We start from the raw sequence: 25,339 nt of genomic DNA on the forward strand, positions 1-25,339 counted from the left end.
GGCCTGTTAACTAATCTTGCTTAGCTTCTTCTTCGCTTATTTGCTTAAGTGCTTGAATAAACGACTCACTCGGCTGCCCACCGGTAAGCGCATACTTATCATTTATAATGAAAGTAGGCACTGAAGTAATACCCATTTGCTTAAAGTTATTTTGCTCTTCGCGAACCGCTTGTACGTATTTATCTGAGTGTAAAATATCACGGGCTGTGTCTTTGTTAAGGCCCACACTTTCTACCACATCCAGTAATGCATCTTCTTGATTTAAATATTTTAAATCGGTGAAGTGTGCTTCAAAAAACGCCAATTTCAACTCAGTTTGCTTGTCTTCTTCACGAGCCCACATTAGCAAGCGGTGAAGATCAAAGCTGTTGATCATGATGCGTTTACCGTCAAAATTAAAGGTAAACCCAGCTCGCTCACCCGCATCTGCCATGTTTTGACGATTTCGCGCGCTTTCTTCTTCGGTTAAGCTGTATTTTTGCTGCAAATGCTCGTCTAAGTCTTGCCCTTCAAGTGGCATATCTGGATTAAGCTCAAAAGGGTGCCATGTAATATCCGCACTCATTTCCTCTTTTAGCTCGGTCAATGCGGTTTCTAAGTTCTTGTAACCGATAATACACCACGGGCACATTACATCTGAGACGATATCTATTTTAAAGTTTTTCATAGGAGTCCTTTAAGGATTGCTTTGTAATAGCATGATTGTTAATCAACTAGTGTAAAAAACAAATTGCTAACTAATTTATTTAAAGTTAGCCATAGTATTTAGTTATCAGTTAGTTTGCTTAGCAGTGATTAAATATAGTTTGTCTATAAAGCCTTTCAACTAAACGCATACACTATAAAACACTTATTGCAGCTAATGAACTAGATTGTTTTATATTCAAGTTTAAGCTTGAATGGTCACTTTGCAGTCATAAGTAAATAGATGTCAAAATATAGATTTTTAGCTCTATTTTGTTTACTAGTTAATTCACAGGTATGCTTTTCAAATACGATTGAAAAACCACCTAAAGCTATTGAAGCCGAAGTATATACTATTTGCGAGGTGGTATATTGCAATCCGAGTGTTGTTTTAAGAAATAATACGGCATTTGAAAGTAAAGTAATTTCAAATTATTTTGATGAAACTCATTTTACTGAGCATGCTTTTAAGTTTTATAGAGTAAAAGACATGTATTCAACGAGTAATCCGTTTGACAACCTATTATCGTTTAAAAATGCAGAGTTTTCGTCACTTGAGGGAGATGTAATATTTAAACCTCTTGAAGTCAAAACTTGCACTACGCGAATAAAAAGAGATAGATTGAATTATGAAAAAGGGATTGAGTACGTTGTTTTTTTCGGTAGTTATGGATGCGCAATATGTGATAGATAAAAAAAGTCAAGATTCATTTCATTGCTTAGTAAGTTAGGAATAGTTGATGATTTACTTACCTTGCCTGATGATTAAACCAAGGAATAAATAGGGTCAGAACCTGAGGGAACCCCACATTTTTATCCAAGCTACAAGCACTCACGGTAATCATTATTTAATTGGTTGAGGAGATAGTAGAGTCAGCTCTCTCTTTTTGATTTTCATTGTAGAAGGCAAGATGCAAGACCTGACCCTGCTGGCGAGCGGGTGTTTTTCAAAGCTTTAGGAAAATATTTGAAGGTTATAGTTGCCGTTGCCACAACCTATTTTACCGCCGGTCTTGCCAGCGGATGGGCAACGAGCTGGGTTATTAGTGCAGGAATGACTACTTCCGTTACTATGGCTGGTGCAATTGCATCTGGTATATTAAAAGGCGCTTTGTCAGGTGCTTTTTCTGGGGCTGCTTTTGGCGCAATAGGCGGCAGCTTTAAAGAGTATGGTATTGAGAATACAGGTACTCAAATGGCAGTTCATGCAGCCGCTGGTGGGACCATATCTGATGTTCAAGGTAGTAATTTCGGTCATGGGTTTGTTACTGCTGGTATAATGAAAGGAAAAGTAAATACTAATAATTCACCGAGCCGTGTCATTCTTCAAGCTCTTGCTAGAAGGACTGTCTCAAAAATAACAGGTAGTAAATTTGTTAACGGAGCCGTAACAAGTGCTATTAAATTTGTAGCGAATGAATTAAAAATTATTAGTGAGACCCTAAAAAACAAATCATGGAAGACTCAGGTAGCCAAATCGCTGATAAGGATTCTGATGGTATATAAACAATAGATATCCTGGTTCAGGTGTGCAAGCAGATATAAGTTTTTGGGGGGAAGATTCTGCGAAAAAAGTAATTTGCTCAGCAATGCAAATTTGTTTAGATGAAGCAGCTAAGAAAGTGTGGACACCAATTGGTATATCTAGCCCAAAACCTAGATTTACTCTGAAAAATGAAATGACGGTAATAGATTTTCCAACTATGAAGTTACAAGGAACAGGTTGGTATCTATCAAATGGATTTGCGCCATCCATAGTAAGTGCTTCATTTACGTATTACCGAGCGGCGGCAGCATGCTCAATTAGTGAAAAGGTGGTTGTTGGATGCGGAGGATAAAGTTTGTACTTATTATTAATTTGTTAGTTTATTGTAATGCTACTTTTGGGGCTGCTCAAGATATCATTTATATTGATTTATTAACCCAAGCTAAAGAAGATAAGGTGAAAGTTACGGAGCTTTATATAGATAATTTACCGTTGATTGCCCATTATTTTCTTTATACTAATGAGCTTAATAACAAGGTCTTGGATCTTTATGATGAACTTAAAGGAAATTACAATACGCCTACACTATATGCACAAGGTTTATGTCAGCTTCAAGCTTACAAAAAAATTACAATATTACTTAGTAAAGGTTATATATTAGAGTTCGATAGAGTTGACTCCCTAGATTGCTTCGAGTGGGCTGTTGCTTATATAGATACTCATTTATTTCAGCTTTTATTACCTTACAGTAATCGGCAAATGAAAAGTTATTTAACAAAGTTATTGGAAAATGAAATTACAGCAATAACTGAATTTAAAACATTTGTTGAAAGATCTACTCCAAGAAGTTTTTTTGAAAAGAATAAAAAAAATGTTCTCTACAAATCATTAGGAACGGATATAAAAAATAGTATCCTCAATTCATATTATGTAGAGGGGTTTGACTTTTTTTTGAGAAAAATGAAAGGCCTAGACAGAATAGATATAAGTTTCATTCTAGACTTAAACATAAAGTTTTGTGAGTCAATGACCGCTGAGCAATATGTAAAATTTGTAGAGTCTGCATCTCAAGGGAGACTCATAATTTACGAAACAATATTAAATAATTGTTCTAATAATTTAATAAATAAAAGTGAATATGGAAGAGCTAGAGAAATATACGAGGTTGTAGGGATCTCGAAAGAAAAAATCGATAGCTTGAAGATAAAACTTGAATTGAAGAGAGATAAAATCAATACATGGTTGAAGTCAAAAAGTTAATGGGCCCACCATAAGAACAAATAAATAGGTGTAAAGAAAGCCAAAGGGAACAAGGAAAAATAGGGTCAGGTTTTTCTTTTTGCTTTTTATCATAATAGTTATTTTAATAAGAATATTAAATTAAGTGTTATTAAGAGTGTTTGTATTTATTAGTGTTTTATTTTCTGCTGATGCAATTGCAATTTTTGGCAAAGGCCATGTTAGTGGGAAGATCACAAATATTACCAGTATTAGTTCAGGGTTGTTTGTGCGTATTAATGCTAACGAAGAAAAAATAATAGGGGTCAGATCACTTACTTCATAATACTTTGTCATAATTGTTCAGATATTAGCATATGAGTAGTATTGTGAAGCAACGAACCTGCCCCCCTGTGAATAGAAGCGGGATTGAAATCTCTTACTACTAAAGGTTATATGAATAGCTCTAGAGTGATAGGAGGAGAGGTCAATATTATAGCAGCTGGCTTACAATCTTATGTCAAATATGAATATCCCATCATTAATAACAGTAATACACCTTGGAACTCGATGCTTGAAATTCTAAGGTTAGATGCTACTAGAGGAGACGTAGCTGAATGAAGGAAAAAATTCTAATATTATTTTTTTTATTGGTTAGCAATGTTATTTCAGGTAAAGGTTTCGAAAAAGAGCACCTTGTAACAATTGAAATGGTTGAAAATGATATTTTACATAATAGGCGACTAAACGTTTCTCAAATATTATATGCATTGGAGCGTAACAAAGTTACTAATCCACTTAAGGTAAATTATTTATACGGGGTTATTTATTACTTTGGCGATTATGGTTTAGATAAAGATAACGATAAAGCATACCATCACTTAAAGATACCAGCGGACAATGGAGATATATCTGCAGCCTATTTATTAGGAACACTTTTAGTAGATGATAGTCCACTAAATGATATTGAAAATGGCATTGAATATCTTAAATTCGCATCTGATAGGGGGAGTGTTGATGCAATACTAAACTTGTATGAAATGTATAGAATCGGTAAGTATAAGGATGAAGAGCATATACTCAAACTTTTAAGTTATGCTGCTAAAAATGGTAGTGAGGAAAGCGCGATTCAGTATGCTGATACATTATTCAATATAAGTTTAATTGAACAAAGTGATAAAAAAGCACAGTCAGTTGCTTTATTTTTAATAGACTACAATTTTAAATTACTCAAAAGGGAGAAGTTCTATTTACTATCTGGAATATATGGATTGTCAAACTCTCCTATTTATAATGAAATAAAAAGAGATCATTATTTGAACTTAGCTGCCAGAGAAGGGCACAGTTTTGCGATAAGGTTATTGGATGAAATTGATTTTATAAAAGCTAACAAAAAACACTAATAGCAGGTGCTTTTTATTATTATCTCTAGGTATATTTCTCTAGAATGTCTTCAGTCAATGCAGCTGGTGTGTAACAATTAAAGTGCTCCTAAATAAGTATGAGGTTGTCTTACAAGGCTAAAGTTTATTTTTTTATACTGGCTCTAGTTATGTTGAAATTAATTATATAATAGATAGCAATAGGAATTAAATTACTTGCTTAGTTTATAAAAAATAAGCTGGGCTAGCTCAAGGTAAACATAAGAAGAGCAGCAAAAGTGCTGCTCTTTTATTGAATGTTTTCAGGTTAGCTGTTTAAGCCAAACGGGTCGTCAATGCTATGACTCGGTTGAGTAAACCAGCGCGGACCGTCATCTGTCATGTAAAAATGATCTTCTAATCTAACCCCAAACTCATCTGGAATAACCAGCATAGGTTCGTTACTAAAACACATGCCTGTGGCAAGCGGGGTTTTGTCACCGCCAACTAGGTATGGCCATTCGTGAATGTCTAAGCCAATACCGTGGCCCGTACGATGCGGACAACCTGGTGTTTGGTATTCAGGGCCTAAGCCTTGAGCTGCTAAGTAACTGCGGGCTGCTTCGTCAACCGATTCACAGGTTTCGCCAAGGGCTGCTTGATTGAAAGCTGCTAATTGTGCCGCTTTTTCAAAATCCCAAAATAGGCGTTGGCGGCTGGTTGCTTCACCAAATACATAAGTACGCGTAATATCAGAAAGGTAATCGTGCACTTTACATCCAGTATCGATAAGCACCATGTCGCCTTTTTTCAAAATTTGTGGATCTTTTACGCCATGTGGGAATGAGGTGGCAAGGCCAAACAATACAATACAGAAGTAATTACCTGGGGCTCCTACTTTTTGATGGGCTTTTTTTATAAATTCTTCGACTTCTACGGTGCTAATACCTTCATAAAGCATGCTCGCTGTAGCCTGATGAACCGCTAAAGTCATATCCATGGCACATTGCATTAATGCTAATTCATTGGCTGATTTATGCATTCTACAATGCGCAGTGACTGGTTGTGCGTTCACCAGTTTTAACCCTGAACTGGCTTTATTGATACCATCAAAAATAAAAAACTGTGCGCTTTCATCAATACCAACGGTAGCGGTGTCGCTAATATTGAGCTGCTTAAGCACTTTAACACATAGCTCAAATGGGTTTTCATGCTCTTGCCAGCCGTGTATTGGGCCATCAATAACCTTAAAGCCATTTAAAGAGCCAATTTCAAAATGTGGAGCAATGTATTGCACATCACCTACGGCAGGTAAAATAGCGCCAACAAGTCGTTCACTGGCATACCATTTCATTCCGGTGAAATAAGTTAAGTTGGTACCTGCGTTTAAATAAATGGCATCAATGTTGTGCGCTTGCATATAGGCTTGTGCTTTGGCCATACGCGCTAAATACTCATCGGCCTGAATTGGCGTTACTGAGTGAGTCATATTACTTAAACTAGCAAGTGCTTGCTCGGGTGTGTGAGTACCAATACCAACTGTCGTCATATATTTCTCCTACAAAATTTTGCATAGTGTGTAGGTTTAACAGTTTAAATTCAAACTAATTGCGATTAGTGAACAAAGGGCTCAAAAAATGGGGGTGGGTTATCAAGTCACTTATCGAAAGGGCTTGATAACCTAGGGCTATTTTTTCGCGTAGGGTAAGCGAGTGAGCTTATTTGCCGTGTGGTAACTATCTAATCCGGTTACTGCAACTGTGTCGATGGCTTGTAAGTCTAAAAAGCCATCACTTTGGAGTGCTGATTCATCTACATACACATCCATTATTTCACCAATAACCAGCTCAGTGCCATTAACTGCTAGATGTTGATTCTCTACAAATTTTACCGCGTATTTAAGTCGACTTTGTGCAACAAATGGAGCGTTAAACTCATTTAAGTATTCTGTTTTTAACCCCGTAGCATCAAACTCAGACTCATCTTTAGCGTAACGTGCCGAGGTTTGGTGAGCTTGCTGGTAAATGTCACTATTTACTTGATTAATAGTGTAAACGCCTGTTTCTATAATATTTTCAAATGTATGCCTTGGTACGCTGTGCGGGCGCATGATCATGCCAACAAGTGGTGGGTGTGCGCCTAAATGAATAACCGAACTAACGATGGCTAAATTGGTATTACCTTGCTCATCCTGTGTGCCTATTAAGTTAGCACTTTTAAACCCTGACAATGAATTTATAAAATGCGTACGTGTGTGCTTTTCAAGCGCGGCTATGCGGTCTTTGGAAAAATGCATGTGTTAATTCCTTACCATTTTATGGTGTTTCCTTGCCAATCTAGGTAGGCAGGTTCGTTGTTAAGTTCTAATTGTGGATTTTCGTAAGTAAATTTAAATAATTGCTGGGCAACAAACTCAGGGGTAAACAGTTTATCTGCAGGAACATTTTTCTGAAATGGCTTAGAAAGCTGTGTATCTGTCGTACCTGGGTGAAATAAAATCAGTTTAGTATTTTTAGCGCGACGAGCAAGCTCAATGGCGGCTGTTTTAAATAGCATATTAAGTGCTGATTTTGATGAGCGATAGGTATACCAACCACCTAATTTATTGTCGTTAATACTACCTACACGAGCGCTCAGAGCGGTAATTGTGCAGTGAGTTTTGTGGTTAAGCAGCGGCACTATACTTTGTAAACACAGCAGGGGTACAAGCGTATTAGAGTGCATAAGCTGCATAAAATAATCACTGTTGATTTCTTCAAGCTTTTTTTCTGGCATGTGCTGGTCGTTGTGTAATTGACCATTAAATATAATCACTTGAGCTATATCTACTTGCTGGGATTTTAACGACTCGGTTAGCTCGTTTAGGCTTTGCGCTGAATAGTCGCTCTGAAAATAGTTTACGTTTATATCGCTGTGATCAATGTTCGATGAGCTGACACAAATAATATTAAATTGTGTTGCTTGTTGGTTTAAGTGATTAACGTAAGATTGGGCAATGGCGCTACTGGCACCAAATAAAATCACTGTTTTCATTTTTCACCTTTGCTTTTGATATTACATTGACCTGAGTTGCACTGTGCATTAGGCATTAAAAAACGACTAATATGATGACGGTATTTTGCAAAGAAAGTATAAGCATGGTCGGCAAAAAAACGAATGACGGGCAAACGAATAATTTTGAGCCAAGGATATTTGCCAACAGTACGCCAAGCTTGATAAGTCACGTCTAAGCCGTAAATTATCTGCCCATTATCAGTTTGGGCGTGCAGTATATTCATGGCGTATTGCTTATCGATTGCGGGAAAACGTTCACTAAAGTCATCAGAATTTAAATCTTCTAGTGTAATTTTATGATCAACATCGGCACGTTTTAAATGCTGCATCTCTGCATTGCAAAGGGGGCAATTACCATCGTAAAAAATGATCATGTCATCGCTTTGTGTTTATTTTACATATGCTTTTTTACGACATGCTGTTGCAAATGGATCTATTAAATAAGTAAACATAATGATATTAATAGGTCTTAAAGAAACAAAGGAGAGCTAAAAATGAGTGAACAATATGCCGCCTTGCGAGGTAATGTAAATTTACTTGGGCAATTATTAGGACAAACTATTAAAGATGCTCAAGGACAAGATATTTTAGATAAAGTAGAAGAAATTCGGGCTTTATCAAAATCATCTCGCAGTGGCAATGAAGCCGATCGTAAAGCGCTTATAGATGTACTGCATGCGCTTAGTGATGAAGAGCTTTTACCGGTTGCCCGTTCATTTAATCATTTTTTAAACTTAGCTAATGTTGCAGAGCAGTTTCATACCGTATCACGTTTTAATGATGTTGGTTTTTGCCAACTAAACCCTCTCACTCAAACATTAAAAACGTTAGCAGCAAAGGCCGAACAAGGTCAGCTTAATCATAATCATTTAGCTGAAACCCTCTCAAAACTCCACATAAACTTAGTACTAACAGCACACCCAACCGAGGTGACTCGCCGTACTATTATTAATAAACATGTTGAACTTAGCGATTGTTTAGCATCGCTTGAGCGTACCGACAATCTTGCGCAAGAACGCGAAGCAATCTTAAATCGTATTGCGCAGTTAATTAGCCAAGCATGGCATACTGACGATATTCGTCGTTCACGCCCAAGCCCTGTAGATGAGGCTAAATGGGGCTACGCAGTCATTGAGAACAGTTTGTGGGAAGCGGTGCCCCGTTTTTTACGTGAGTTTAGCCAGCATGTAAAACAGCATTTAAGCTTGGAGTTGCCAGCAGATTACAGCCCGATAGAATTTACTTCTTGGATGGGGGGAGACCGTGATGGTAACCCGTTTGTAACCGCCGAAGTAACCAAGCAAGTGCTCGACCATGGCCGTTGGATGGCACTGGATTTATACCAGCGTGATTTAGAAACGCTCTGTGCTGAACTTTCTATGTCGGATGCCAGCGATGAGCTCATTAAATTAGCTGGGCAAGAGTTTGAACCGTACCGTGCTGTTTTGAAGGATATTAAAAACCAAGTTGCAGAAACGGTGATGCATTTAAGCGCTAAAATTAAAAATAAGCGTACTGAGTCACAAGATTTAATCACCGATATTAATCAAATTAAGCACCCCATTGAAGTGTGTTATCGCTCTTTATTAAAGTGCAATATGCAAGTAGTGGCCAATGGCTTACTACTGGATATGATCCACCGAGTAAATAGCTTTGGACTGCGTTTGGCAAAACTAGACGTGCGCCAAGATTCGTCGAGACACAGTGATGTATTTTCTGAGCTAACTCGTTACTTAGGTATTGGCGACTACAACCAATGGCAAGAGCAAGATAAGCAGGCTTTTTTACTTGCTGAGCTTAACTCTCGTCGTCCGCTTATTCCTAAGCATTGGCAACCTAGCCCTGAAGTGCAAGAGGTGCTCGACACCTTTGATGTTATTGCGCAGCAAGATGCAAAAACCTTTGGTTTATATATTATTTCTATGGCCCGAACTGCTTCTGATATTTTAGCGGTGCAGTTATTACTTAAAGAGTCAGGCTGCGGTTTTGAACTACCCGTGGCGCCCTTATTTGAGACCTTAGATGATTTAAACGATGGTCATAATGTTATTACTACATTGCTTAATAATGAGTGGTACCGAGGTCATATTAAAAATACTCAAAATGTGATGATTGGTTATTCAGACTCAGCCAAAGATGCGGGTATGATGGCTGCTGGCTGGGCACAATATGAGGCAATGGACAAGTTAGTGCAACTGGCGGATGAACGCGTTATTGAGCTGGTTTTATTTCATGGTCGTGGAGGCACGGTTGGTCGAGGCGGTGCACCTGCTGCACAAGCCTTGCATTCGCAGCCACCGGGTTCACTCAAAGGGGGCCTTAGGGTGACAGAGCAAGGCGAAATGATCCGCTTTAAATTTGGCTTACCCAATGTGGCATTGCAAAGCTTAAACATATACGCGGGTGCGGTGCTGCAAAGTAACTTATTACCACCGCCAGAGCCCAAAGATGAATGGCGCGAAGTCATGGCATTAATTAGTGATGTATCGTGTGAGCACTACCGCAATGTGGTACGCCACGATGAAAACTTTGTACCTTACTTCAGAATGGCAACACCAGAATTGGAGCTATCTAAATTGCCATTAGGTTCTAGGCCCGCTAAACGTAACCCGAATGGTGGGGTAGAGAGCTTACGCGCTATTCCGTGGATATTTGCGTGGAGTCAAAATCGTTTAATGTTACCTGCATGGTTAGGCGCATTAAGCGGACTTAAAGCAGCGCTTGAAAAATATGGGATTGAAACCCTAAGCGAAATGAGTTTGCAATGGCCTTTCTTTCGAGCTCGTTTAGAAATGCTAGAAATGGTATTTAGTAAAGCGGATAGCTGGTTAAGTGAGCACTACGATAATGCGCTGGTGGAAGACATGTATAAACCTTTAGGTGTTGCCTTACGTGAGGAATTAGCAGAGGCGATAACCTTAGTGCAATCATTGAGCCCGCAAAAAAGTCTATTAGCCGACCAACCTTGGATCAAAGAGTCTATTGGGCTTAGAAATCCATACACTGATCCCCTTAACGTGTTACAAGTTGAGCTATTACGTCGCTCTCGTGGCGATGATAAAGGTAATGAAAGCGATATAGATAATGCCTTAATGATCACCATGACGGGGATTGCAGCGGGTATGCGAAATACAGGTTAATCCAAAATTAGATTAGTTTTAAAGGGAACACGCGACGTGTTCCCTTTTTTTACGCTGAATAGGCTGGTATTTCGTTTGCCAACCTTTTACACTACTTGGCCATTGAACAAATAAAAACTATTATGGCTTCAGCAACTTTTAAAGTGCAACATAATACAGCACTTAGCAATTCACACATCTCATTAAACGTAGCGCAAACCCAAGCATTACGTAGTCAATTAAAAACTCAACGCGGTATTTTACATTCAAGCGATATTAAAGCGCTTTGTACTGAACTTAATGTCAGCGAAGATACTTTATTGCAAGGCTTGGTGCCTATGGCTTCTGAATTTTCAGTTGCACCTATTTCCAAGTTTCATGTCGGCGCAATTGTTAAAGGGCTTAATTCACAAGGAAATACCACTTTTTACTTTGGTGCCAATGCTGAGTTTGATCATCAAGCACTTAGTTTAGTGGTGCATGGTGAGCAATCAGCAATTAATAATGCGTGGCTAAATGGCGCTAAGAAAGTGCTGAAAATAGCCATTAGTGATGCACCATGTGGGTATTGCCGTCAGTTTATGAATGAATTGGCTGATGCAAAAGAGCTTGATATTTTACTGCCAGCACAAAATTTTAAATTAGCAGAGCTATTACCGCATTCATTTGGACCAACCGATTTAGGCAATGAGCACAGCTTATTTAACCCAGCAGAGCAAACTAAGCGCTTTAAAGAGACAGACCTTGATGAAAAGCTGATGAGTTATGCTTTAGCGGCTTATGTTCCATACAGTGAAAATTACAGTGCGGTAAAAATAAGCACGTTTGAAAATGGTGACTTTTATGGCAGCTATGCTGAAAATGCAGCATACAGCCCGAGCTTATCGCCATTGCAAAGCGCGGTGAGTCAATTGTTTGTAGCAGGATTAAGTTTTGATAAGCAAACAGTAAAATCAATTACTTTATTAGAAACTGCTGGTCATGAAAACCAATCAGGGGTAGCAAAAGCAGTGTTAGCAAGCTTTGATAGCTTACCAACACTTGAGGTTATTAGCGCAACATTAGCCAAGTAACACTTTAGCGGCTTCAAGCACCACGGCAACAGACTTTTTCTCAATCTCGCCGTGGTCCACGTTTGGAATTTCTTGACGTGTTCTATTTACTAATACACCTGCAACACAAGCGGCTTGTAAGCCAAGTGCGGCACACATGGTAAATAAAGTAGCTGATTCCATTTCATAGTTCATTACGCCCAATTTTTGCCATTCTTCACAGCTACCTTGTAATGATTTAGGTACGTAGCCAGAATGCGTATCATAACGCTCTTGACCTGGGTAGAAGGTGTCGCTCGAAGCAGTTATACCAATATGGAAATCGATATTAAGGTTTTCACAGGCTTTTACCATAGCTTGAGTAGCAAAAAAATCAGATACGGCAGGATAGCACAGCGGTGCAAAGTGCTGACTCGCGCCATCTAATCGTACCGAAGCTTGGCTAATTAAAATATCGCCTTCGTTAATGTGCGGTTGAATTGCACCTGTTGTACCAATGCGAAGAAAGCTACGTACGCCTAGTTGTGCCAGTTCTTCAACGGCAATTGAAGTTGAAGGGCCGCCAATACCGGTTGAGCATACCACTACAGAGTGACCGTTTAATTGGCCTAAATAAATGTGAAACTCACGCGTTTGAGCAAGGCAGGTTGGATTATCTAAGAACTGTGAAATACGTGCTGCACGATCTGGATCGCCTGGAACAATTGCCAGTTTTGCACCTTTTAAATCATCAATACACAGTCCTAAGTGAAATACCTTTTCCATAACTAAGCCTTTTTAATAAGAATTGTTGTCAATTTACCATAATTACGAGAAACATAAGTGAAGTACAGGACGGATGTCCGTATTGACTTAATTTGATTTATTCACCAACTCTGAATATTCAATCAATGGCAAAAATTACTAGAAAAATGAGCCAGTTGACTTGTTTGCTCAGACACTATATTCATACCTCATAGCAAACCAATAGCTAGGCTAAAGAGTCGTTAGCTATAATTTAAATTGTTTATATTCAATTGGTTAGTAAGTGGGTTTGGTTTTTGTTTACCACTAACCTAAGAGAGCAAAACAAAGCGCCTTGTGATTTTTAGCATACTATGCAAATTATCTAAAATTAATTCAGCGTGCGATGTTTTGCATAACTACTCAATAATAGACAAGATATTCAGATTGAAAAAGGGTTTACAATGAGCACACAATTTCAAGCATTTAAAGATAAAGTTGAACACTGTTTATGTGCACCTGGCGACGGTGTTTTTACGGTCAATACGGCTAAAGAACGCAAAGCAGCGCTTAGAAATAAATTATATGGGCAAACTGAAAATGTCGATGTTTTATGGCGTGACTCACTTAACGAGCTACCTAATTCACCACATAAAGCAGTAATGCTAGGCATTAGCTCTGATTGCGGTGGTGGGATTTTACGTGGCGCTAACTGGGGGCCTTTATTTTTACGCTCAGCATTGATTGATCAACAAACACAGTGTCGTTCGTTTGATTTAGGTGATGTACGTGTAATACCGCATTTATTACACGATAAGTATTTAAATGAGGCCACTATCACTAATTGCCAAAAGGCCCTATACGGAAATGACAATAACGATCATTATGTAAGCCCATTGTCTATCACTGAAGATGTGTGTGATAGCTTTTATGCGACATTCCAAGACAAAGGTATTTTTGGTATTGGCGGCGACCACTCAATTAGCTACCCGTTAACAAAAGCGTATTTAAAAGCCAAACGCGAGCAAGGTAAACGTACGGCAATTATTCATTTCGATGCTCACACCGACTTACTCGTAGAGCGTTTGGGCATTGACTTATGTTTTGGCTCTTGGTGCACACATATTTTGGAATTCTTACCAGCGCCGCATCATTTAATTCAATTTGGTATTCGCTCAAGTGGCAAGCCTAAATCACATTGGGAAAGTACTTTTGGCGTAAAACAACATTGGGCTGCTGAAATTATAGAGCGTGGCGCAGCTGCGGTTGCGGCTGATGCTATTGCGCAATTAAAAGCAGACAAGGTTGATGAAGTGTATGTAAGCTTTGATATTGATGCCCTCGATGCCGAATTTGCATCAGCAACAGGTACACCCGAAGAAAATGGCTTAACGCCACAACACGCACTTGATATTTTGTCAGCGATTGCTGATGAATTCCCTATAACGGGGGCTGATATGATGGAGATAGCTCCGTTTACTGACAGCTCTTTAGTGGGTCAATCAAGCTCTGAGACGACACTGAGAGAAGGCGCTAAAATCTCAGCGTTTTTAATTAACGCAATGAACCGCTAATTTCAAAAGCTAAAAATTGGCTATTTGCAAATAACCCGCTATATTTAATTGGCTTTTATTGAAAAGTGACGTCTTAAATTTAATAGAGCGGGTTATTGTGATTAAGTGGTGTTTTGTATTATTACTCATTGTAAGCCAACACTGCGCAGCTAAACTCACTGTTGTAACAGAGAATTTTGCACCTGCGCAGTATCTTGATGCGAACAACAATTTAGTCGGTGATGCTGCCGATATAGTGCGATTAGTGCTTGATAGTGCTGGGATTGATTATTCAATTTCAGTAAATGATTGGAGCATGACTTATAATATTGCATTGAGAGATCCACAAACCTGTATCTTCTCTATTTCTCGCTCACCCGAGCGTGAGAGTAGTTTTGTTTGGTTTGCTAAATTAGCTCAATTTGATACTAACTTCTACTCACTTAAGAACAAAGGCATTGTGCTAACAAGCCTTGAACAGGCGAAGCAATATAGAATTGCAGTATTAAAAGATAATTACAGCCACCACTATTTACTCTCCCAAGGCTTTAAAGAAAACGAAAATTTAATGCTTTTTAATAGCTTTGATAATATTTTTAAAATAATTAGAGCGCGAAGTTCCAGCATTGATTTGGTTGTAATACCTGCACAGAGAATAAATCATGAACAGTCCCACTTATTAAATGAACTACAGCTCGAGCCATTAATGCCCATCAACGTCAGCCAAGCTCCCTTATATTTTGCGTGTAACAAAAACCTACCTAATAAATTAAAGCAGCAACTTAGCAAGGCCTTTGCTTTGTATGAATCGCAACTATAAATATTAAGAAAATAATATTATATAAATATCAATTGCCCTGTTTATAAAAGCGGCTATAATCCAGCTGCTTTTGCTAATAAAAGCGATTATTTTGGAGTTATAAATGGGTGATTTAATCGGGATTGCATTATTAATCTTGATGAGTGCGTTATTTGCGATGTCAGAAATTTCGATTGCCGCTTCACGGAAAATAAAGTTAAGAGTTATGGCCGACGAAGGAAATGTGCAAGCGCTGGCGGTTTTAAAGCTGCAAGAGCAGCCCGGTGCTTTTTTTGCCATGATCCAAATTACGCTCAATGCGATTGCCATATTAGGTGGGATTGTTGGTGAGCAGGCATTATCGCCTTACGTGCAAGAAATACTGCAATTATTTTATCAGGGGCCGTTACTTGGTCAAATTAGCTTTTTACTGTCGTTTTTAATTATTACCTCATTATTTATATTATTTGCTGATTTGCTCCCAAAGCGATTAGCAATGATTTTACCTGAAGCTGTTGCTGTGCGTGTAGTTACAATTATGCGATGGGTGACTTTCGCGCTAACACCCTTGGTATTATTTTTTAACGGCTTAACCAACATCGTATTGCGGGTGTTTAAAGTACCCAGTGAGCGTGAGGATATTGTTACTACTGAAGATATTGTTGCCATGATGGATGCTGGTGCTGAGTATGGCAGCCTTCAACAGCAGGAATATGACTTAATTGGTAATGTATTTGATTTAGAAGCGCGCTTTTTATCAAGTGTGATGTCGCCACGTGAGCAAATAGTTTACTTTGATATTGATGAGTCGAGTGAAGATATAGCCAATAAAATTATAGAGCATCCACATAATCACTTTTTAGTGTGTAAAGGCAACCTTGATAAGTTAATTGGCTCGGTTGAGTCAAAAGATATTTTACGCCAAGTGCTTAAAGGTGAGGCGGCAAATATTAATGCGGATATGCTTGATAAAGATATTTTTTACTTACCAGAAACATTGAGTTTATCTGAAGCGCTAAATGCGTTTAAAACCGCCGTTCATCCTTTTGCTGTGGTGGTCAATGAATATGCGCTAGTGGTTGGAATCGTCACAGTTAAAGATTTAATGAAAGGCTTTATGGGTGATTTAATCACGCACCAAAGTGAGGAGCTAATCATTGAGCGTGATGCTAACTCTTGGTTGGTCGATGGTTTAACACCTATTGTTGAATTAGCTAAGGTATTAGAAATTGATGAGTTTCCTGATCAAAACCATTATGAAACGGTCGCTGGGTATTTAATTTACACCATGAAGCATATTCCTAAACGTGCAGAATTTATTGTATTTTCAGGCTTTAAATTTGAAGTAGTGGATGTAGAAGGCATTCGTATTGAGCAGTTACTCGTCTCTAGAATAAATCCTGAGAGCGAGTAACAGTCGCTAAAATTATATAATTGATTAACGGCAGTCAATGTATTTGCATTGGCTGCCTTTTTTATGGAGGTCACTGATATAGTTTAACTATTGTTTGAGTTAATTTTGTGACAACTATAATCAATTGTAAAAATGTGTAAATGTTGTCCATTAGCTATTTTTAATTGTTGTACTATAGTTTAGAATGATCGTTCATTCTAAACTAAAAGGTATTTAACATGCAGCGTTCCCGCATCGCTTTTTTTGTATTTTCAGCCCTCGTTGGTTCTGTTGCTTTAAGTGGATGTGATCAGGTAGCTGAGCAACCTAAGGCTTCTGCTCCTGCAGCAACACCCGTTGGTGTTGTCACATTAAACAGCCAAGCAATTACACTTAAAAAAGAATTACCTGGTCGTGTAAGTGCGTTTCAAATTGCTGAAATTCGTCCTCAGGTAAGTGGAATTGTGCAATCACGCTTATTTGAAGAGGGGACTCAGGTTGAGAAAGGCCAAGCACTTTACCAAATTAATCCCGATATTTTTGAAGCCGAATTAGCAGCCAGCAAAGCGGCGGTTGCTCGCGCTGAAGCCAGTATAGCCAGTAGTAAATCTAAAGCGTCGCGTTATAAAGAATTATTAGCAATTAAAGCTGTAAGCCAGCAAGATTTTGACGAAGCCGATGCAGCTTCTAAGCAAGCCTCTGCAGAATTATTAACGGCACAAGCGCAATTAAAAAGCGCGCAAATCAACCTTGATTATAGCCATGTTTCTTCGCCAATTAGCGGCCAAATCAGTAAATCAAGCGTTACTGTAGGCGCATTAGTTAGCGCAGGTCAAACAAGTGCTCTGGCAACAGTTACACAGCTTGATCCTATTTATGTAGATTTAACCCAATCAAGTAATGAGTTAACTAAACTCAAAAGAGCGCTGGCATCAGGTGCTTTAGGTGTCGACTCTACAACACAAACCGATGTAGAACTAATAATGGAAGATGGCTCAGTATATCCTCATAAAGGTACATTACAGTTTTCTGAAGTGACGGTTGATCCAAGTACTGGGTCAGTGACTTTACGTGCTAAATTTCCAAACCCTGAAAAGCTATTACTACCAGGTATGTATGTGCGTGCTGAGGTGGTTGAAGGTGTTAAGTCAGACGCAATATTAGCTCCTCAACGTGGTGTGAGCCGTAATACCAAAGGTGAGCCTACAGCTATGGTTGTTAGCAAAAACAACACCGTTGAAAGCCGTGTATTAAAAGTAGAGCGTACTTTAGGCGCTAATTGGTTGGTGAGCGAAGGCTTAGCCGATGGCGACCAATTGATTGTGGAAGGGCTACAAAAGATTCGCCCAGGAGCACCAGTTACGGCAACCGCTGCTCAGTCTTCTGCAAATAACAGCCAATAACGGAGAGTTTCATGTCACGATTTTTTATCGATAGGCCTATTTTTGCTTGGGTATTGGCAATTGTTGTTATGCTTGCGGGTATTATTGCCGTTAAAAGCCTACCCGTTGCCCAATATCCGTCTATTGCGCCACCAGCGATTACCATTACGGCTAACTACCCTGGTGCATCTGCACGTACCTTAGAAGACTCGGTGACTCAGGTTATTGAGCAAAAAATGAAAGGCTTAGATGGCTTGTTATATATGTCATCAACCTCACAGTCGAGCGGGTCAGCAACACTGACGCTAACATTTGATGCCGAGACCGATCCAGACATTGCCCAAGTTCAAGTACAAAATAAATTAGCGACCGCTACGCCATTATTGCCAGAAGAAGTACAGCGCCAAGGTGTGGTAGTGGCCAAATCATCATCAAGCTTTTTACTGGTTGTTGGTTTTGTGTCGCAAGATGGCAGTATGACTAATATTGATATTGGAGACTATGTATCGTCGAATGTGCAAGACATTGTCTCGCGTGTAGACGGTGTAGGTGAAGTGGAGCTGTTTGGCTCTCAATATGCAATGCGTATTTGGCTCGATCCGGCTAAATTACAAAACTATAAGCTAACCCCAAGCGATGTATCAGCAGCAATTAAAGCACAAAATGCACAGGTGTCAGCAGGTCAGCTAGGTGGTATGCCGTCACTTGCTGGGCAGCAGCTTAATGCGACTGTAACTGCGCAAAGTCGATTACAAAAACCAGAGCAGTTCAGAGATATTTTAGTAAAAACTAACAGCGATGGTTCGGTTGTTCGCTTACAAGATGTTGCCGAAGTTGAACTGGGCGGTGAAAGCTACGGTGTGGTTGCTCGTTTTAATGGTAAACCAGCATCGGGACTCGGTGTAAAGTTAGCCAGTGGCGCTAATGCACTTGATACCGCGCAAGGAGTAAAGGATGCACTTGAAGAGCTTAAGCCTTTCTTCCCACAAGGGCTTGAAGCGGTTGTGCCTTATGACACGACTCCCTTTGTTGCACTTTCAATTGAAAAAGTAGTACATACTTTAATAGAAGCCGTAGTACTAGTGTTTGTTGTTATGTACTTATTTTTACAAAACTTTAGAGCAACTATTATCCCTACTATAGCCGTTCCTGTGGTACTGCTAGGTACGTTTGGCGTTCTATTTACCTTTGGGTATTCAATTAATACGCTCACTATGTTTGCGATGGTATTGGCCATAGGTTTGCTGGTAGATGATGCGATAGTGGTAGTTGAAAACGTAGAACGTTTAATGACTGAAGAAAAACTCTCTGCAGTCGAAGCCACTCGAAAGTCTATGGATGAAATTAAGGGCGCGCTTGTGGGTATTGCCATGGTGCTGTCGGCGGTATTTATCCCTATGGCATTTTTCAGTGGCTCTACAGGGGTTATTTACCGTCAGTTCTCTATAACGCTGGTAACAGCAATGGGGTTATCGGTATTAGTGGCGCTTATTTTAACGCCTGCATTGTGTGCTACGTTATTAAAACCGAGTCATGTGCATACTGATGGTAGCTTTATAGGTCGTTTTTTCTCAGGATTCAACCGTGGTTTTGATAAAACCAATAGAGGTGCACAAGGCTTTGTTGGGCGAATGATCAAGCACTCTAAACGCTATTTGCTTAGTTATGTTTTGATTGTCGGTGGTATGGTCACTATTTTTTCAAGCTTACCCACCGCGTTCTTACCGGACGAAGACCAAGGTATTTTGTTTAGCCAAGTAATGCTGCCAGCAGGTTCTACAACAGAGCAAACGCTTGAAGTGGTTAAAAAAGTAGAAAACCACTATTTAGAAGAACAATCTGAAGCTGTTGCATCAATTTTCACGGTTACCGGCTTTAGCTTTGCAGGCTCAGGACAAAACTCAGCCATTGGCTTTGTGAGCTTAAAGCACTGGGATGAGCGCCAACGTGACGACTTATCAGTGGGAGCGGTTGCAGGAAAAGGCATGGGCTATTTTTCAACGATAAAAGAGGCGCTTGTGTTTGCATTCCCACCTCCGGCAATTATTGAACTTGGTACTGCCAACGGCTTTAATATGTTTTTACAAGACCGGGTTGGTTTAGGTCATGACGAGCTATTAAAGGCGCGTAATCAGTTATTGGGTATGGCTAGCCAAAGTCCAATACTGGCAGGTGTTCGTCCAAACGGGCAAGAAGATATGCCTGAATTACAACTGGATATTGATCTTGCAAAAGCAGAAGCCCTTGGTGTATCACAAGGTGATATTAACAGTACGCTTTCTACTGCTTGGGGTAGTAGTTATGTGAACGATTTTATCGACCGTGGCCGTGTTAAAAAGGTATATCTGCAAAGTAAGGCCGATGCGCGCATGGTGCCTGAGGATCTCAATAAATGGTATGTGCGAAATAAAAGCGGCGACATGGTGCCATTCTCAGCGTTTGCTAGTTCATATTGGTCATATGGCTCGCCTCGTTTAGAGCGCTATAACGGCTTTTCAGCTATGGAAATTCAAGGTAGTGCTGCGCCTGGTTACAGTACAGGTGAGGCTATGGATGAAATGGAGCGCTTAGTTAAGCAGTTACCTAATGGTATTTCCTCTGAATGGACTGGTATTTCATTCCAAGAACGTTCAAGTGGTGGTCAAGCGCCGCTTCTTTATGGTCTTTCACTATTATTTGTATTTTTGTGTTTAGCTGCACTTTATGAAAGTTGGTCTATCCCATTTGCAGTAATGATGATTGTACCTCTGGGTATATTTGGGGCTGTTATGGCTGCTTTCTTAGGTAACTTATCAAATGATATTTACCTTCAAGTTGGCTTATTAACCACCATAGGGCTTGCCTCTAAAAATGCGATATTAATTGTTGAATTTGCCACCCATAAAATGGATGAAGGCTTAAGTTTGGTAGATTCAGCCATTGCAGCTGTACGACTTCGTTTACGCCCTATTTTAATGACCTCAATGGCATTTATCTGTGGTGTTTTACCGCTTGCAATAGCCTCGAGTGCAGGCTCTGGTGCTCAAAACGCCTTAGGTATTTCAATTATAGGCGGAACACTTGCAGCTTCATCACTGGTGGTAATTTTTGTACCGTTGTTTTTTGTTTTGGTACGTAGACTGTTTTCAGGTAAAGCTAAAACCACCTCGCAGGAGGAAGTTTAATGAGTGTAAGAACAATTAGTTTTAGTGCTTTAACTTTAGCCATTTTATCTGGATGTCAGTTAGCTCCTCAGCAAGAAGCGCTTAATTTACCTGTCCCTGATGCGTATGCATCAGAGGCAGGCAAAGGACAAGTTTCGTCATTAAAATGGCAGCAGTTTTTTAATGATGAAAAGCTCAAAGCACTGATATCATTAAGCCTTGAGCACAATAAAGACCTGCAAATAGCAGCACTTAATGTGCAACGAGTGCGTGGTTTGTATCAGATCGAAGACTCAGCGTTATATCCTTCGCTCGATTTCAATGCATCAGGCAGTCGTCAGCGCTTGCCAGCTGATTTATCAGCAAGTGATCAGCCTCAAATTAGCTCCCAATACAGTGCAACTGTGGGCATGACTGCTTATGAATTAGATTTATGGGGCAAAGTGCGTAATCAATCTGAGCAAGCATTACAAACGCTTTATTCTACGCAGCTTAGTGAATATAGCATGCAGGTATCGTTAATTTCTGAACTGGCAAATGCGTGGCTTAATTATGCGACCGATCAGCAATTACTTGCTTTAGCTCAAGAGACGTTGTCATCGCAGCAAGCTTCTTTATCTTTAACGCAGAAAAGTGTTGATTTAGGGGCTGCCTCTGAAATTACCCTAGAGCAATTAAAAAGTACCGTAGCTACTGCAAAGGTTGATATTGCAAAGTATAAGCGTTTATTAAAACGTGATAAAAATGCGCTTGATTTATTAGTAGGTAATCCGGTGGGGCAGGACTTACTACCGACTAAAGAGTTGAACTCATTACTTGATTTACCGGCTGTTCCTGTCGGCCTTCCGTCTGATTTACTAACACAGCGTCCTGATATAAAAGCGGCCGAGCATCAATTATTTGCCGCAAATGCCAATATAGGGATTGCGCGGGCAGCGTTTTACCCAAGTATTAGTTTAACAGCCAATGCAGGAACAGCATCACGTGATTTAAGTAATTTATTTGATGCAGGATCAGGTACGTGGAGCTTTATGCCGTCGGTAAATTTGCCTATTTTTAATATGGGACGTAACCAAGCTAATTTAGATGTCGCTAATGCAGAGCAACAAGTTGCTGTAGCAACGTATCAGCAAAAAATTCAGCAAGCGTTTCGCGAAGTTGCTGACGTGCTTGCTGATAGAGAGGGTTACAATGCCCAATTAAGCGCACTTGAACAGCTACTACAAAGCCGAAAAATAACCTATGACTTGTCACAGGCGCGATACGATAAAGGGGTCGATAGCTTTTTACAAGTGCTCGACGCTCAGCGAACTTGGTATAGCGCAAAGCAACAACTGATCACCGGTCAACAAGCTTTGCTTGCAAGTCAAATTAACTTGTACAAAGCCGTTGGTGGTGGATGGGAAGTAACTACCGATCAAAGTAATTAGTATGCATTAAACCGGTGAGTTATGGCTGGTTTATCTGTAGTAAAGTGATACCGTTTAACGTTTACCTCTCTATTATCAAGGGTAAACGTTAGACGTTTCGAGTCTAGTGACTCGATAATGGAGTTTCGAATGAATTCTAAAAATAAAAAACACCTTGATCCGGTGCAAGCACAAGCGCGTCGTGAACAGGTATTAACAGCGGCTGCGGATTGCTTTCATCGCAAAGGTTATCATGGCGCAGGTATGGCTGAAATAGCAAGAACAGCAGGTATGAGCGCAGGCCATATTTATAACTATTTTGATAGTAAAGAAGCAATAATCGAAAGTATTATTGAAAAAGATATGGAAGAAATGTTCTCCATATTTCAAGAGTTTGAAGATCAACCTGGTGATATTTTAACTGTGTTACTTGATGGTCTACATCATGGCGTACAGCGTCATATGGACACTGGGGCCTGCGTTATTGACCTAGATATGATGGCAGAGGCGAGTAGAAACAAAAAAGTTGCTTTACTACTACGCGAGGCTGACACGCAAGCACGTAACAGAATGCGGGATTTATTAGTCAGTGAAAGCAGTTTAATAAAATCACACTCAGAGCAAGAATTAGAGAGCCGTATTAATGTGATTTTTTCAGTGATGGCAGGATTGTTATTACGAAAAATGCTGTTTCCTGAGTTAACAGAAGAAACCGTGCTTATCGCACTACGTCCAGCAATGAAAACATTACTTATGCCATTTGATAAAAATTAGAATAAGAATGAGCAGAGGAAAATTAGGCTAACCTTTTTGTGGGTTAGCCTAAATGTTATTCATTAATAACGCTCTATTGACCATTGCAGAGCGATTAGAGCAACCAAGATTGAACCTGAAGGCATTAACCACTTTTGATACCAATTATAGTTTCTTAGGTAAATAAGTATTGGTAAACTGAGACACAAAATACTCAGTTGACCCAATTCAACACCGAGGTTAAAAGCAATAATACTTAGCAGCTGGTAGTCTTCTGACAAGCCTAGTTCACCGAGGACACTTGCAAATCCCATCCCATGAAGTAATCCAAAACCAAAAGTAAGCCAGCCTAAACGTATTACGACGGGCCAAACATTATTAAGTGCTGCAAACAATACTGACACTGCAATTCCTAATTCTACCCAGCGACTATTTGGGGAGACAAGGTTCATAGCTGTGGCTGTAAGCGTAATAGAGTGTGCCAGTGTGAACGCGGTGACTATCCATGCAGTGTGTTTTATGATTTTTATTTTAGAGCTACTTCTTTGCCATGTTTTATCTCGTCTTACCAACACGCAAGTAAGTAACAATACAATTAAAAATAAAATATGGTCTATACCAATCCAAATATGTAACACGCCTTGGTAAACATATTGATTGAAGGTTTCTAGGTAGCTTGTTTGTTCAAAATTAAATGCTTGTTTTTGGTTATGATAGTCAAATACACGCGACACACCGTTGATGTTAACGATAGATTTATGGCTAGCATCGCGGTTAAAAAAAGCTGAGTATGTAAGTAAGGTTGTAGTGTTATTATCGCAATAAAAGCGAATAGGAATTTGCAAATAAGGTTGATTAAAGTGAGTATCGAGCTTAAACGGGCCTTCATTATTTAAAAGGCAGGCTTTTAAGTCTTGGGTAAAACTTATGTTTTGTTCAACAAATTGAGTAAGTGAGCTACGTTTTGCTTTTATTTCGGCCCATGTAATTTGCCCATCGTTGTTTAAATCAAGTGCTACTGCATGTTCCAAGTCAGCGATACTGATTTGCCAGTGACCAATATATTGCGTTTTATCTATATTGTTATTTAACACGATATAACTGGTACTTAACTGGTGTGCAAAGCCATTGTTTGTAAAAGCGAACAAACATAAAGCGAAAAAACATAGATAAGTTGATCTCATAGCTTACCTCGTACCATTGCTTGTGCATCTTTAAGTAACTGCTGATCCATACTCATCTTTGCTTGTTGCCAATTAATGTTTGCCCAGTACAATGCTTTGTCGGGGTTTGGCTGAATATTAATGTAATATTTAGCTAGTTCACTGGCGTGGAAAGTATCTTGGCGAATTTCGCGTAAAGAGACTCTTTCAGCCATCATTTTTTGCCATTTTTGCCCGTGTGTTTTTAGATCTTTTTCTGCAATAGCTAGCCTAAGCAACAGCGCATCCTCTAAATTAGTATTATCGTCAACCAATGTGCTTAGGCTGTTAATAATATGCTCAGAGTTATTAAGTCTAAGCTGAATATCAGCCCATAAAACAACAAGGCTCACAGGCATATTCGATAATTTTATATGATTAATATGAGAGAGTGCTTTTTTATAGTGACCCATTCGGTAACTCATTTCACTTAACACATGCTTGGTTGCAAGATTTGTTTCTTTGTTATCAACTATTTTTAATAGCGATTGATAGCTTTGTTGAACATTTTTGTGTTGGCTTTGTATATCAAGCACACAGGTACTTGCAGTGAGGGTACTTACTAAACCAATTAAAGATATACAGTGTTTTGTTGCTGCTTCAAAACGCCCTTGCGTCATAAAAATATTTGCTAGTAGTAAATGGCTATTAACATGGTTAGGATCGTCATCTATTGCCTCTTTTGCAATATTTATGGCTTGCTCGAATAAATGTTCTTTTTGTAATATACGTGCATACAGATAGCTTACTTCTGAAGTGGGGTTTTCCTGATATAGCTTTACCAAATGTGTTTTAAGGGCCCCTTGTAACCGCTCAGATTGGCCTGAGAATTGACTGTTGTCGAGTAAGTTCTTTATCTCTTCAACAGAAAGAGATGCTTTTAATTTAGTGTTACTAGTTGCAATAACTGCATCATCCTTTGGTACAAAAGGTGCGCCTTGTAGAGTGAGCGGCATTAAAAAGACAGCGATAAAAGTGAATGGCAAATATAAAGGTAAGTGCATTATT

At 39.3% G+C, this 25,339-nt stretch carries 22 protein-coding genes; 14 read left to right on the forward strand and 8 right to left on the reverse strand.

Annotated features, from left to right (window positions below):
* Positions 1-10: 10 nt before the first annotated feature.
* Entirely contained in the window at positions 11-667 is a 657-nt protein-coding gene (locus DK924_RS11375; RefSeq protein ID WP_109875212.1) for a DsbA family oxidoreductase, read from the reverse strand.
* Between the two features lie 261 nt (positions 668-928).
* On the opposite strand from DK924_RS11375, the gene DK924_RS11380 reads away from it, so the two are divergent.
* The 5 genes from DK924_RS11380 to DK924_RS11400 all read left to right on the forward strand — a co-directional run bounded on the left by DK924_RS11380 (position 929) and on the right by DK924_RS11400 (position 4,791).
* Positions 929-1,378: a hypothetical protein gene (locus tag DK924_RS11380; RefSeq protein ID WP_109875213.1), complete on the forward strand. Its 450-nt coding sequence runs from the start codon at positions 929-931 to the stop codon at positions 1,376-1,378.
* Positions 1,379-1,624: 246 nt separating this feature from the next.
* Positions 1,625-2,197: a hypothetical protein gene (locus DK924_RS11385; RefSeq protein ID WP_109875214.1), complete on the forward strand. Its 573-nt coding sequence runs from the start codon at positions 1,625-1,627 to the stop codon at positions 2,195-2,197.
* 16 nt (positions 2,198-2,213) lie between these two features.
* Complete coding sequence (locus tag DK924_RS11390) at positions 2,214-2,522, forward strand: hypothetical protein (RefSeq protein ID WP_109875215.1); 309 nt, start codon at positions 2,214-2,216, stop codon at positions 2,520-2,522.
* Positions 2,510-3,430, forward strand: coding sequence for a hypothetical protein (locus DK924_RS11395; RefSeq protein WP_109875216.1), 921 nt, complete (start codon positions 2,510-2,512; stop codon positions 3,428-3,430). The genes DK924_RS11390 and DK924_RS11395 overlap by 13 nt, the downstream gene beginning before the upstream one ends.
* A 575-nt stretch (positions 3,431-4,005) precedes the next feature.
* Positions 4,006-4,791, forward strand: coding sequence for a tetratricopeptide repeat protein (locus DK924_RS11400; RefSeq protein WP_109875217.1), 786 nt, complete (start codon positions 4,006-4,008; stop codon positions 4,789-4,791).
* Positions 4,792-5,077: 286 nt separating this feature from the next.
* Here the strand turns inward: DK924_RS11400 and DK924_RS11405 are convergent, their stop codons facing one another.
* The 4 genes from DK924_RS11405 to DK924_RS11420 all read right to left on the reverse strand — a co-directional run bounded on the left by DK924_RS11405 (position 5,078) and on the right by DK924_RS11420 (position 8,177).
* The gene (locus tag DK924_RS11405; RefSeq protein ID WP_075170294.1) at positions 5,078-6,298 is read right to left on the reverse strand and encodes a Xaa-Pro peptidase family protein; all 1,221 of its coding nucleotides are present in this window, start codon (positions 6,296-6,298) and stop codon (positions 5,078-5,080) included.
* Positions 6,299-6,436: 138 nt separating this feature from the next.
* A complete protein-coding gene (locus DK924_RS11410) occupies positions 6,437-7,045 on the reverse strand; it encodes a flavin reductase family protein (RefSeq protein WP_054201270.1) in 609 nt (202 codons plus the stop codon).
* An 11-nt stretch (positions 7,046-7,056) separates the two neighbouring features.
* Positions 7,057-7,782: an SDR family NAD(P)-dependent oxidoreductase gene (locus DK924_RS11415; protein WP_109875218.1), complete on the reverse strand. Its 726-nt coding sequence runs from the start codon at positions 7,780-7,782 to the stop codon at positions 7,057-7,059.
* Positions 7,779-8,177, reverse strand: a complete 399-nt coding sequence (locus DK924_RS11420) for a thiol-disulfide oxidoreductase DCC family protein (RefSeq protein WP_054201268.1) — start codon at positions 8,175-8,177, stop codon at positions 7,779-7,781. The genes DK924_RS11415 and DK924_RS11420 overlap by 4 nt, the downstream gene beginning before the upstream one ends.
* Positions 8,178-8,297: 120 nt before the next feature.
* Between DK924_RS11420 and ppc the strand changes: the two genes are divergently transcribed.
* Both ppc and cdd read left to right on the forward strand, forming a co-directional pair.
* Positions 8,298-10,943, forward strand: coding sequence for a phosphoenolpyruvate carboxylase (gene ppc, locus DK924_RS11425; protein ID WP_109875219.1), 2,646 nt, complete (start codon positions 8,298-8,300; stop codon positions 10,941-10,943).
* Between the two features lie 122 nt (positions 10,944-11,065).
* Positions 11,066-11,995, forward strand: coding sequence for a cytidine deaminase (gene cdd / locus DK924_RS11430; protein WP_109875266.1), 930 nt, complete (start codon positions 11,066-11,068; stop codon positions 11,993-11,995).
* On the opposite strand, the gene udp is transcribed toward cdd, so the two are convergent.
* The gene (gene udp, locus DK924_RS11435; RefSeq protein WP_008112319.1) at positions 11,984-12,739 is read right to left on the reverse strand and encodes a uridine phosphorylase; all 756 of its coding nucleotides are present in this window, start codon (positions 12,737-12,739) and stop codon (positions 11,984-11,986) included. The two genes, cdd and udp, sit on opposite strands and share 12 nt — an antisense overlap.
* Positions 12,740-13,161: 422 nt before the next feature.
* Between udp and DK924_RS11440 the strand changes: the two genes are divergently transcribed.
* From DK924_RS11440 to DK924_RS11470, 7 genes are all read left to right on the forward strand, one after another.
* The gene (locus DK924_RS11440; RefSeq protein ID WP_055011940.1) at positions 13,162-14,271 is read left to right on the forward strand and encodes an arginase family protein; all 1,110 of its coding nucleotides are present in this window, start codon (positions 13,162-13,164) and stop codon (positions 14,269-14,271) included.
* Positions 14,272-14,368: 97 nt separating this feature from the next.
* The gene (locus DK924_RS11445; RefSeq protein WP_109875220.1) at positions 14,369-15,070 is read left to right on the forward strand and encodes an ABC transporter substrate-binding protein; all 702 of its coding nucleotides are present in this window, start codon (positions 14,369-14,371) and stop codon (positions 15,068-15,070) included.
* A gap of 103 nt (positions 15,071-15,173) precedes the next feature.
* Complete coding sequence (locus tag DK924_RS11450; protein ID WP_109875221.1) at positions 15,174-16,463, forward strand: hemolysin family protein; 1,290 nt, start codon at positions 15,174-15,176, stop codon at positions 16,461-16,463.
* A gap of 218 nt (positions 16,464-16,681) precedes the next feature.
* A complete protein-coding gene (locus DK924_RS11455) occupies positions 16,682-17,845 on the forward strand; it encodes an efflux RND transporter periplasmic adaptor subunit (protein ID WP_109875222.1) in 1,164 nt (387 codons plus the stop codon).
* 11 nt (positions 17,846-17,856) lie between these two features.
* Positions 17,857-20,988 carry an efflux RND transporter permease subunit gene (locus tag DK924_RS11460; RefSeq protein WP_109875223.1) on the forward strand — a complete coding sequence of 1,044 codons (3,132 nt, stop codon included), beginning with the start codon at positions 17,857-17,859 and terminating at the stop codon, positions 20,986-20,988.
* Positions 20,988-22,397, forward strand: coding sequence for an efflux transporter outer membrane subunit (locus tag DK924_RS11465; protein ID WP_109875224.1), 1,410 nt, complete (start codon positions 20,988-20,990; stop codon positions 22,395-22,397). The genes DK924_RS11460 and DK924_RS11465 overlap by 1 nt, the downstream gene beginning before the upstream one ends.
* Before the next feature lie 129 nt (positions 22,398-22,526).
* A complete protein-coding gene (locus DK924_RS11470; RefSeq protein ID WP_010389073.1) occupies positions 22,527-23,150 on the forward strand; it encodes a TetR/AcrR family transcriptional regulator in 624 nt (207 codons plus the stop codon).
* A 62-nt stretch (positions 23,151-23,212) separates the two neighbouring features.
* Here the strand turns inward: DK924_RS11470 and DK924_RS11475 are convergent, their stop codons facing one another.
* Positions 23,213-24,313: a HupE/UreJ family protein gene (locus DK924_RS11475; RefSeq protein ID WP_109875225.1), complete on the reverse strand. Its 1,101-nt coding sequence runs from the start codon at positions 24,311-24,313 to the stop codon at positions 23,213-23,215.
* Positions 24,310-25,335 carry a lipopolysaccharide assembly protein LapB gene (locus DK924_RS11480; RefSeq protein WP_109875226.1) on the reverse strand — a complete coding sequence of 342 codons (1,026 nt, stop codon included), beginning with the start codon at positions 25,333-25,335 and terminating at the stop codon, positions 24,310-24,312. Before DK924_RS11480 ends, DK924_RS11475 begins: the two co-directional genes overlap by 4 nt.
* Positions 25,336-25,339 lie beyond the last annotated feature (4 nt).

This window comes from Pseudoalteromonas sp. meg-B1 (genome assembly GCF_003173795.1).
Classification (GTDB): domain Bacteria; phylum Pseudomonadota; class Gammaproteobacteria; order Enterobacterales; family Alteromonadaceae; genus Pseudoalteromonas; species Pseudoalteromonas undina.